Origin of the sequence: Caballeronia zhejiangensis, assembly GCF_022879815.1 — a bacterium.
Taxonomy (GTDB): domain Bacteria; phylum Pseudomonadota; class Gammaproteobacteria; order Burkholderiales; family Burkholderiaceae; genus Caballeronia; species Caballeronia zhejiangensis.
The window spans coordinates 1,223,949-1,235,325 of the sequence record NZ_CP084283.1 but is presented as its reverse complement, the minus strand read 5'-3'; the positions used below and the strand labels follow the sequence as shown (position 1 = coordinate 1,235,325).

Here is an 11,377-nt window from a genome sequence, read left to right as displayed (position 1 = left end):
TATGCGCGTCAAACTGACAGCCAAACATCCGCGTCCGACCTCGGCAACGCGTTCGCCGGTTCGAGCCGGCACGACCACCGGGCGCAAGCCCGTTCGCGCACCGTCGCCGGACGAGGCGCGTCCGAAGCGCTCGGGCCAGCCGGCCGACAAGCGCAGCGACGCGCCGCGTGAGCCGCGTGCTTTCAAGCCGCGTGGTGACGATTCGCGTCCGGCGTTCGGTGAACGCGGTCCGCGCAAGTCGTTCGAGGGTCGTCCGCCTGCGCGTGGCGAGCGTCCGTCGGGTGGCGATGAACGTCGTCCGTTCAAACCGCGTGGCGATGATTCGCGTCCCGCGTTCGGTGAACGTGGTCCGCGCAAGTCGTTCGACGACAGGCCGCCGCGTGGCGAACGCACGTCGGGTGGCGATGAACGTCGTCCGTTCAAACCGCGTGGTGACGATTCGCGTCCCGCCTTCGGTGAACGTGGTCCGCGCAAGTCGTTCGACGACAGGCCGCCGCGTGGCGAACGCGCGTCGGGCGGCGATGAACGTCGTCCGTTCAAACCGCGTGGCGATGATTCGCGTCCGGCGTTTGGCGAGCGTGGTCCGCGCAAATCGTTCGACGACAGGCCGCCGCGTGGCGAACGCACATCGGGTAGCGATGAACGTCGCCCGTTCAAACCGCGTGGTGACGATTCGCGCCCCGCTTTCGGTGAACGCGGTCCGCGCAAGTCGTTCGACGACAGGCCGCCGCGTCGCGAACGCGCATCGGGCGGCGATGAACGCCGTCCGTTCAAACCGCGTGGTGACGATTCGCGTCCGGCGTTTGGCGAGCGCAGTCCGCGCAAGTCGTTCGAGGGACGTCCGCCTGCGCGTGGCGAACGCGCATCGGGCGCCGATGAACGTCGTCCCTTCAAACCGCGCGGCGACGATTCGCGTCCCGCTTTCAACGAACGCGATCCGCGCAAGTCACGCGACGATCGCGCGCCCGGAGCGCGTCCCGCACGCCGCGATGAGAACGACCGTCCGTACGCCAGACGCGACGATCGCGGCGATACGCGCAAGCCAGCGGCGAAACCTGCGACGAAGCCCGCCGCGCCCGTCGCGGAGTCCGCGCCGAAGCATCGCGATCACCACGACGGCCTCGTGCGCCTGTCGAAAGTGATGTCGGAGCTCGGCCTCTGCTCGCGCCGTGAAGCCGACGAATGGATCGAGAAAGGCTGGGTGCTCGTCGACGGCGAAGTCATCGACACGCTCGGCACGCGCATCCGTCCGACGCAGAACATCGAAATCCTGCCCGCGGCGCATTCCGCGCAAGCGCGCCTCGTCACGATCCTGCTGCACAAGCCGGTCGGCTACGTCTCGGGTCAGGCGGAAGACGGCTACGAGCCCGCGGTCACGCTCATCAACCCGGCCAATCACTGGAACGAGGACCACTCGGGTGTGCGCTTCGCGCCGAGCCATCTGCGCACGCTCGCGCCGGCGGGCCGCCTGGACATCGACTCGACGGGACTTCTCGTGCTCACGCAGGACGGCCGCATCGCGAAACAACTGATCGGCGGCCACTCGGAAGTCGACAAGGAATACCTCGTGCGCGTGCGCTTCGGCGAGCATACGGTCGATGTCGATCAGCATTTCCCCGCCGAAAAACTCGCGCTCCTGCGTCACGGCCTCGAACTCGACGGCGTGCCGCTCAAGACCGCGCAGGTGAGCTGGCAAAACGGCGAACAACTGCGCTTCGTGCTCCGCGAAGGCAAGAAGCGGCAGATCCGCCGCATGTGCGAGCTCGTCGGACTGGAAGTGGTCGGTCTGAAGCGCATTCGCATGGGCCACGTGACGCTCGGCGCGCTGCCCCCCGGCCAGTGGCGCTATCTCGGCCCGAACGAGACCTTCTGAGCAAACCGAGCAGTTCGCGCGCACGTCGATCGAACGTTCGCGCGGCGTCGTATTGCGTCGCAAAAATGCGACGTTCCAGCAGAAAAACGGCACGACGCAATTCCGGTCGTGCCGTTTCATTTTTGGCGGCTTTTTGGCTAAAGAAAATAAGTCATCGATCCGATAAACCAGACAGCAGGATCAGCAGCATTGAACGGCATTGATGGAGAATCGCCATGTCAGTTGAGATCATCGTTCGTGAGACGGGAACCGGTCTGGAGATCGTGAGTGGCCGGCGACGGCTCGAAGCCCTCCTCGCCCTGCGCGACGAAGTCGTCGTGACGAGCCCCGGCGTGGGTGAAATGGTGATCGCCCGTCTGCCCGACGGACGCCTGCAGGCATCCGCGAATCCGGAGCATGTCGCGCTGTTTCGTCAACCCGACGTCAGCGGCAATCCGAAAACGTTGGCGTAAAGAAAAAGCCGCTTCTCGCGAAAGCGGCTCTCCGTATTCAGGCTGATTCGTTGCGATTCCAACCGCGCGGCGTCAGTCGTCGCGCGCGGGATCGAGACCCGGAAACAGCACTTCGGTGAAGCCGAACTTCGAAAAGTCGGTGATACGCATCGGATAGAGCTTGCCGATCAGATGGTCGCACTCGTGCTGCACGACGCGCGCGTGAAAGCCCTCCGCGAGCCGTTCGATGGCTTTGCCGTACTGATCGAAACCCTGATAGCGGATCATCGAGAAACGCTGCACCGCGCCGCGCAAACCCGGCACGGACAGACAGCCTTCCCAACCCTCCTCCATGTCGTGTCCGTTCGGCGTGATGATCGGATTGATGAGCACCGTCTCCGGCACCGACGGCGCGTCCGGATAACGCTCGTTCTGCCCGAAGCCGAAGATCACCACCTGCAGATCGACGCCGATCTGCGGCGCGGCGAGCCCCGCGCCGTTGGCGTCGCGCATCGTATCGAACATATCCTGCACGAGCGCGTGCAGTTCGGGCGTGTCGAAATGCTCGACCGGCTGCGCGATACGCAAAAGCCGCGGATCGCCCATCTTCAGGATTTCGCGAATCATGGAGTGACTCCTTCCAAAAGCTTACGCATGGCCTCTTCGTCGAGAACAGGAACCCCGAGTTCCTCCGCCTTGGCGAGCTTGCTGCCCGCTTCCGCGCCCGCCACGACGTAGTCGGTCTTTTTCGATACGGAACCGGCAACCTTCGCACCCGCCGACTCCAGCATTTCCTTCGCTTCCTCGCGCGATAGCGTGGGCAGCGTGCCCGTCAGCACGACGGTCTTGCCGGCCAGCACGCCCTGCGGCGCTTTCGGCGCGGGCGGCCCTTCCGGCCACGACACCTTGACGCGCAACTGCTCGATCACATGCTTGTTGTGTTCTTCGCTGAAGAAATTGTGGATGGCCTCGGCGACGATCGGCCCGACATCGTTGACTTCGAGCAGCTCTTCGACCGAAGCAGCCATGATCGGATCGAGCGAGCCGAAATGCTTCGCGAGATCCTTCGCCGTCGATTCGCCCACGTGCCGGATGCCGAGCGCATAGATGAAGCGCGCGAGCGTCGTCTTCCTCGCTTTTTCGAGCGAATCGATCAGGTTCTGCGCGGATTTGTCGGCGAAACGGTCGAGCGCCGCGAGCGTCGAAAAGCCGAGATTAAACAGATCCGCGGGCGTACGCACGAGATTCTGCTCGACGAGTTGATCAATGATCTTCTCACCTAGCCCGTCGATATCGAGCGCGCGGCGCTGCGCGAAGTGCCACAGTGCCTGCTTGCGCTGAGCGGGACAGAACAACCCGCCCGTGCAGCGCGCGATCGCCTCGTCCGGCAGGCGCTCGATCTTCGAGCCGCAGACGGGGCACTCCGTCGGCATGACGAATTCGCGCGCGTCGGCGGGACGGCGCTCAAGAATGGCGCCGACGACTTCGGGGATCACGTCGCCCGCGCGGCGCACCGTGACGGTATCGCCGATGCGGATGTCCTTGCGCCGCACTTCGTCCTCGTTGTGCAACGTCGCGTTCGTGACCGTCGCACCGCCGACGAACACCGGCGCGAGACGCGCGACCGGCGTGATCGCGCCCGTTCGACCGACCTGCACGTCGATGGCGAGCAGTTGCGTCAGCGCTTCCTGCGCCGGGAATTTGTGCGCGAGCGCGAAACGCGGCGCGCGCGACACGAAGCCGAGCTTATCCTGCTCGTCGCGGCGGTCGACCTTGTAGACGACGCCGTCGATGTCGTACGGCAGCTTCTCGCGCTTCTCGCCGATCCGGTGGAAGAAAGCGAGCAAACCGTCGGCGCCTTCGACCACGGCGCGCTCCGCATTCACCGGCAAGCCCATTTCCTTGTACCAGTCGAGCAACGCGGCGTGCGTCGCGGGCATCTCCGCGCCTTCGAGCACGCCAATGCCATAAGCGAAGAACGACAGCGAACGCTGCGCGGTCATTTTCGGATCGAGCTGACGCAAGCCGCCCGCCGCCGCGTTGCGCGGATTCGCGAACTCGCGCTGGCCCGCTTCGCGCTGACGCGCATTCAGGCGCTCGAAATCGCGCTTGAACATCAGCACTTCGCCGCGCACGTCGAGCCGTTTCGGCACGTTCTTGCCCTTCAGCGTGAGCGGAATCGAGCGGATGGTGCGTACGTTCGCCGTCACGTCCTCGCCCGTCGCGCCGTCGCCGCGCGTCGCGGCCTGCACGAAATGGCCGTCCTCGTAACGCAGGGAAATGGCGAGGCCATCGAACTTGAGCTCGCACGCATATTCGACGCTCGCGTGGCCCAGCGCGTCGGACACGCGCTTGTCGAATGCGGCGATGTCCTCGTCCGCGAAGCCGTTGTTGAGCGAAAGCATCGGCACGTCATGGACGACCGGCGTGAATCCTTCGGCGACTTCGCCGCCCACGCGCTGCGTCGGCGAATCCGGCGTGATCAGATCCGGATGCTCGGTCTCGATGCCCTGAAGTTCCTTGAAGAGCGTGTCGTACTCGGCGTCGGGCAGATCCGGCTGATCCAGTACGTAATACGCGTAGTTCGCGCGTTCCAGTTCCGAACGCAGCCACGCCGCGCGCTCGGCCGGACGAGCGGCGCTGGGCACGGCGGCGCCCGACTTCGCGGTCGCGGCGGATTCGGCTTTTGATTTTGCGGACATGCGGCTTCGAGAAAGTAGGTAAGTCAGTCAACCGACCGTTCGATTGTCTCAGAAGATCGGTAAATCGTGTCCTCGGCCAAACGGCCTAAGTGCGGGCGTCGGTGCGGCGGCGCGCACGCAAAGAAAAGCGCCCCGGCTGGGGCGCGATTCTCCTGGCAAGCGAGCGCCTTGCCGACTGCGCGCAGCAAAAAGTTACTGGCTGAAAAGACGCCGCGTCGCGGGCGAGCCGGCCGGAATGCCCGCCTGCTCCAGCTTCGCGTAGAGCGTCATCAACTGCTTCTCGATGGCGAGCAGCGCGGACTCCGGCAAGGGCCGGCGCTGGTCGTCGACGACACGCGCGCCGATACGCTCCGACAGCGACTTCGCGTAATCGCACATCAGGCGGAACGGCAGGATGTCTTCGTCGGCGACGGGCACGTCGAGCACCAGCGTGATCATCTGGCCGCCCTTGTAGGTGAGGTCGTCGCGCAGGAAGTTCGTGTCGCCGAACTGGAGCATGAAGACCGGATTCTGCTTCGCGTCGAGTTTGACGAAGCGTGTGCCGTCGCGCGAGAGCAAAAGGCCGTCTTGCGACGCCACCGCCTGCACGTAGTTCGCGGACCACGGCGCGCCGTCGGAGAGGATGTTGATCGAGAGCTGCGCGTCGCATTGCGCGGCAAACGCGTCCAGCTCGCGCGCCATGCCGACGGTTTCCATCATGTCGGGGAATTCGGGCGCGCCGTCGATGGCGTCGGCAAGCCGCTGCACGCCGGTCACGAACTCCGAGAATTCGAGTTCGTTGAGCGGGCCGCTGCGGTTCGCGAGTTGCGCGGCCGCGCGCAACTCCTCGTAGCGCACGCCGTTTCGCGGCAACTCCCACGCGCTGTCGCCTTCGGCCTTGCCTTCGATCGTCACGGGCTTCGTGCCCGCGCGGCGCAGGCGCTGCGCAAGCGGAATCACGCGATCGCCCGCAACCGGCGCGGCGAGGCGAATCGGCACGACACAATCGATGCGGCGATCGACGACCGCCGGCGGCGCCTGCGAAATCGTCGTCGCGGCGGGCATCACCGGTTCGGTGCGCTCGTCTTCGGTGGCACTTGGCGCTTCCTCGGACGCGCCATTGGCGGACGTCGCCTCGGCCTGGAGATCGACGGCGGTATCGGCAGGCGCGACGGGAGCCGCCGCCGTCGACTCGTTCGCCGTGCCGAAGCTCGGCTCGACACGCGTATCGCGCGGTTCGGCATCGGCGCCATCGGCGCCGCCCGCTACGGGCTCGCGCCGCGACTGACGCACGGGCTCGATGAACGGCTGCTCGTCGTCCGCTTCCTGGCGCGCGAGCGCATCCGCCGCTTCGTCCGGCATCGGACGCGGCATCTTGCGACGCACCTTCGCGCTCTGCCACGCGTTGTACACCACCACGCCGCCCACCACCACGGCTCCGGCTCCAATCAAACCGAGTGTCAACTCGTCCATGCAGGCTCCATCATTCTTTTAAGTTACGAAGCGCCGCGCGATCTGTCGCGCGCATCGCCGCGTTCCGGCTTCTCGCCGCCGCCTGGCCGATGCGCGCCACTCCGCGCCTTGACGCACGCTGCCGGAAACCTCGTCCGGCCCTTTCACTCAATCAAACTCTCGCGAGCGCGATGCTTCAGCCGTTCTGCGCGAAGCCCGCCGCCGCTTCCATGTCCACCGCGACGATGCGCGACACGCCCTGCTCCTGCATCGTCACGCCGATCAGTTGCTGCGCCATTTCCATCGCGATCTTGTTGTGCGAGATGAACAGGAACTGCGTCTTGGCCGACATCGCGCGCACGAGGTTCGCGAAGCGCTCGGTGTTGGCGTCGTCGAGCGGCGCGTCGACTTCGTCGAGCAGACAGAACGGCGCAGGGTTCAACTGGAACATCGCGAACACGAGCGCGGTCGCGGTCAGCGCCTTTTCGCCGCCCGAAAGCAGGTGAATCGTCGAATTCTTCTTGCCGGGCGGCTGCGCCATGACCTGCACGCCGGCGTCGAGGATTTCATCGCCGGTCATGATGAGCTTCGCCTGACCGCCGCCGAAAAGGCGCGGGAACAGTTCGCCGAAGTGACGGTTCACTTCGTCGAAGGTGCCTTGCAGCAGCGCGCGCGTTTCCTGATCGATCTTCTGGATCGCGTCTTCCAGCGTGCCGATGGCGTCGTTCAGATCCGCGGACTGCGCGTCGAGGAAATGCTTGCGCTCGGTCGCTGCTGCGAGTTCCTCGAGCGCGGCCATGTTGACCGGGCCGAGCGCGTTGATCGCGTTGTTCAGCCGCGTGACTTCGCCCTGCAGATACGACGGCTTCATGTCCGGCGTGAGCTTTTCGGCGAGCTCGGCTTCATCGACCCCGGCTGCCTGCAACTGCTCGACGAACTGCTCGCCGCTGATGCGCGCCGCCTGCTCCTTCAGTTGCAACTCGTTGATCTTGTCGCGCAGCGGCTGCAGCGAACGTTCGGCCATGAGGCGCTGCTCGTCGGCCTGACGCAGACGCGCGGTCAGATCGTCCAGTTCGACGCGCGCCGCATGCAGCGCTTCCTCGCGCGCCGCGCGCACTTCGAGCGCGTCCTGCAGGCCGGTCTGCGCGGTCTGTTCGTTGATGGTTTCGAGTTCGGCGCGCGCGTCTTCCAGCGTGCCCGCGATGCGCTCGCTCTGATCGTGCGCCGTCTCGATATTGCGCTTGTATTCGTCGATCTTCGCGGCGAGGCCGCGCACGGCGAAGCTGGCATCGCTCGCGGCGCGTTCCAGTTCGCGAAGTTCGTGGCGCGCGTTCGTGAGTTCCTCGTCGAGCGACTCGAACGCAAGCTGGTTGTCTTCGAAACGCGCCTGCAATTGCGCGATTTCGCCATCGTGACGTTCGAACGCGGCTTCCGATTCGGCGCGCAAGGCACGCTGCTCGTCGACCTGCGCGGCGATCTCTTCGAGCTCGTCGCCGATCTGCGTGTTGCGCTGCGTATAGCGTTCGTGCGCCTGCGTGAGCTTGAGCACGTCCATCTGCAACGCGTGCACGCGCTGCGTCGCGCGTTCAGCGGCGGCGCGCGCTTCCGCGAGCGTCTGCGAGCCTTGCGTGTGGGCGGCATCGGCACGCACGGCGTTGGCCTTGGCTTCATCGGACAGCAAAGCCTGCGCGCGCACCTGCTTCGTCAGATTCTCGATTTCCTGCGCACGCGCGAGCATGCCCGACTGCTCGGAATCCGACGCGTAAAGCTGCACGCCCACGCGCGTCACGATATGCCCCGCCTTCACGACGAACGCGGCGCCATCCGGCAACTGATTGCGCGAAGCGAGCGCCTGCGCGAGATCGTCGGCGACGAAAGTCGTGGCGAGCCATTCGTTGAGCACGGCGCGCAGGCCCGGATCGTCGATGCGCACGAGCGACAGCAGCGAGCGCAAGCCTTGCGGCGCGTCGACCGGCTTGCCCGCGACGGGCGGCGAGTAGAACGCGAGCTTGGCGGGCGGCGCATCCGTGGCGAACGCCTTGACCCAATCCAGATTCGATACTTCCAGCGCGGCGAGACGCTCCCGCAGCACGGATTCGAGCGCCGCTTCCCAGCCGGTCTCGACGTGCAGCTTCTTCCACAGACGCGGCAGCGCGCCGAGCTCGTGCTTGTCGAGCCACGGCTGGATCTTGCCTTCCGTCTGCACGCTTTCCTGAAGCTGCTTCAACGCGGCGAGGCGCGCTTCGAGCTGATGGATCTGCGCGCTTTCCTTCTGCACGCGTTCCTGCGCGGCGCGGCGCTCGGCGTCCAGACGCGGCACGGTTTCCTGCGCATCGGCGAGACGCGCTTGTGCTTCGGCGAGAATCTCTTCGTTTTCCGCGAGCTGCATGCGCAACTCTTCGAGATGCGCTTCGTCGGGCGCATCCAGACCGCTCGCCTCGCTCTTCAGACGCTCCTGACGCTGCTGCAATTGCTGAAGCTGCTGATCCGCGTTGCGCTGATGCGCCGCTTCGAGCTTGAGCGCCTGTTCCGCGCGCGCGATGCCCGCGCGTTCTTCGTTCAATTGCGCTTGCGCGTCGCGCCAGCGCGCTTCGAGCGCGGGGAGCGCGTCGTGTTTCGCGGCGGCATTTGCCTGCGCGATCGCGGCCTTTTCTTCGCCTTCGGCGAGCGCTTCGGTCGCGGTATCGATTTCGTCGCGCGCCTTTTGCGCCTGCACCTGCCATTGCTCGCGCTGCGCGGTGAGCGCGGCGATCTGCGCCTGCACGCGATTGCGCGACTCGACGATAAAGCGGATCTCCGCTTCGAGCCTGCTCACTTCGGCATTGGCTTCGTAGAGCGAGCCTTGCGCGCCTTGCATCGCGTCGCTCGCGCTGTAGTGCGCGACGCGCAGCGTTTCCAGTTGCGCTTCGACTTCACGCAGACGCGCCGTCTGCGCTTCGAGCTCGACCTGGGCCTCGCGAATCGCGCGCTGCTGACGCTCGGCTTCGTTGCCCGCTTCCTTCTTGCGCAAGAGCCACAGAAGGCGTTGCTTCTCTTCGCCTTCGGCCTGCAGTTCCTTGTACTTCGTCGCGACGACCGCCTGCGCTTCGAGCTTTTCGAGGTTCGTCGACAGCTCGCGGATGATGTCTTCGACGCGCGTCAGGTTCTCGCGCGTGTCATGCAGACGGTTCTCCGTCTCGCGGCGGCGCTCCTTGTACTTCGACACGCCCGCGGCTTCTTCGAGGAACACGCGCAGCTCTTCGGGCTTCGCCTCGATGATGCGCGCGATCATGCCCTGCCCGATGATCGCGTAGGCGCGCGGGCCGAGACCCGTGCCGAGGAAGATGTCCTGTATGTCGCGACGGCGCGCGGGCAGATTGTTGATGTAGTAGCTGGAAGTGCCGTCGCGCGTGAGCACGCGCTTCACGGCGATTTCGCCGTAGGCGCTCCATTGACCGGCGGCGCGGCCGTCGCCGTTATCGAAAATGAGTTCGACGCTAGCCCGGCTGCCGGGTTTGCGCGCCGTCGATCCGTTGAAGATCACGTCCTGCATCGATTCGCCGCGCAACTCGGAGGCGCGCGATTCGCCGAGCACCCAGCGCACGGCATCGATGATATTGGACTTGCCACAGCCGTTCGGCCCGACGACGCCGACCAGTTGGCCGGGGACCTGGAAATGCGTGGGATCGACGAAGGACTTGAAGCCAGCGAGTTTTATCGAGGTCAGACGCACGGCGATATCGCTGTTTTGAATGAGTGACGGAGGATATATGGCGGACAGGCCGCAGCACGGCCCGTCGTTTCCCGGCCGCGCGGCAGTGAAGCACCATCAACTGGCCCGGCGAAAGCGGACTCCATCATACCATCGCGCGAGTCGATTTCTTTTTGCTTTCCGGCACTTCTATCGCGATGTCGGACGCTGCGGACGAAGGCGAGCGCGCTGCCCGCGGCCGATGCACCCACGCCGACAGCACGCATGCAACGACGATGCACGCGCCGCCCGCCCATTCTCGCGCGCCGGGGACTTCGCCTGCGAAGAGCCACGCCGACAGCGCCGTGACGACGAGTTCGAACAGCATGATGATCGACGCACGATTGGCCGGCACGCGCGCGAGGCCGAGTTGCACGATCATGTTGTTGCCGGCGAGCACGACGCCCAGCCCGATCACGATCAGGCTCACGGTCGGCAAGAGAGCGGCTGCGGGCGGCGCGGGCATCGGCTCGAACAGCGTGACGATGGACGCGATGAGCGCCGCGCCGCCGAAGATCACCGCCGTGCGCATCTCGGGCTTCATCGCGGGCAGCGTACGGGTGACTTTCACGACGAGCACGTTGCTCATCGCGAAGCCCATGCCGCCCATCAGACCCGACCATTCGGCGAGATCGGCCGGCAGCGGCATGCCGAGTTCGGGCGACCAGAGCATGGTGACCGCGCCCGCGAGCGAGAGGAGCGAGAGCGCGGCGTCGGCGCGCGTGAGACGCTCTTTCAGGATGAAGTGCGCGAAGATCGCGGTCCACGCGGGCGTCAGATAGAAGAGCAGCAGCACGCGCATCACCTGCCCGTGGATCGCGCCCCACACGAAACCGATATTAGTCACGCCCGCGGACACGCCGAGCCCGACGAGCAGCCAGTGCCACGACAGCGTACTGATCGAGCGGCGTTTCGCGACGAGCACGAAGACGCACGCGGCGGCGCTCGTCGTCGCGCTCGCGGCCGTGCCGGAGAGGCCCATGGCGGCAAGCATCCGCATTGGATACCAGACGAGGCCCCACACCGACGCGCCGAGCATGATTGCGAGCGTCGGCCATGCGTTGCGCACGCTGCTCGTCATCGAGATGGTCCTTGCATTGCGTCCGGCATCACTCGTGTTTTCGTCCTTCGTGGCGCGCGCCGCCCGCCGTTTCCGGCGCGACGCCACGCGCTATAATCGTGAGTTCGTTTCACGTCCGTTCGATTCTTC

At 65.7% G+C, this 11,377-nt stretch carries 7 protein-coding genes; 2 read left to right on the top strand and 5 right to left on the bottom strand.

What is annotated here, in order from left to right:
- The first annotated feature begins 1 nt into the window (after nt 1).
- Together LDZ23_RS05940 and LDZ23_RS05935 are read left to right on the top strand one after the other, a co-directional pair.
- Complete coding sequence (locus LDZ23_RS05940) at nt 2–1,873, top strand: pseudouridine synthase (protein ID WP_244808021.1); 1,872 nt, start codon at nt 2–4, stop codon at nt 1,871–1,873.
- Nucleotides 1,874–2,088: 215 nt separating this feature from the next.
- Nucleotides 2,089–2,325, top strand: a complete 237-nt coding sequence (locus LDZ23_RS05935) for a hypothetical protein (RefSeq protein ID WP_008350092.1) — start codon at nt 2,089–2,091, stop codon at nt 2,323–2,325.
- Nucleotides 2,326–2,397: 72 nt separating this feature from the next.
- On the opposite strand, the gene def is transcribed toward LDZ23_RS05935, so the two are convergent.
- The 5 genes from def to LDZ23_RS05910 all read right to left on the bottom strand — a co-directional run bounded on the left by def (nt 2,398) and on the right by LDZ23_RS05910 (nt 11,248).
- Complete coding sequence (gene def / locus LDZ23_RS05930) at nt 2,398–2,931, bottom strand: peptide deformylase (RefSeq protein WP_008350093.1); 534 nt, start codon at nt 2,929–2,931, stop codon at nt 2,398–2,400.
- Nucleotides 2,928–5,006 carry an NAD-dependent DNA ligase LigA gene (ligA, locus tag LDZ23_RS05925; RefSeq protein ID WP_034471993.1) on the bottom strand — a complete coding sequence of 693 codons (2,079 nt, stop codon included), beginning with the start codon at nt 5,004–5,006 and terminating at the stop codon, nt 2,928–2,930. Before ligA ends, def begins: the two co-directional genes overlap by 4 nt.
- A 192-nt stretch (nt 5,007–5,198) precedes the next feature.
- Entirely contained in the window at nt 5,199–6,458 is a 1,260-nt protein-coding gene (locus tag LDZ23_RS05920; protein ID WP_008350095.1) for a cell division protein ZipA C-terminal FtsZ-binding domain-containing protein, read from the bottom strand.
- Nucleotides 6,459–6,633: 175 nt separating this feature from the next.
- Entirely contained in the window at nt 6,634–10,149 is a 3,516-nt protein-coding gene (gene smc / locus LDZ23_RS05915) for a chromosome segregation protein SMC (RefSeq protein ID WP_244808020.1), read from the bottom strand.
- A 124-nt stretch (nt 10,150–10,273) separates the two neighbouring features.
- On the bottom strand, nt 10,274–11,248 hold the full coding sequence (locus tag LDZ23_RS05910; protein WP_244808019.1) for a DMT family transporter: 975 nt from the start codon (nt 11,246–11,248) through the stop codon (nt 10,274–10,276).
- Nucleotides 11,249–11,377 lie beyond the last annotated feature (129 nt).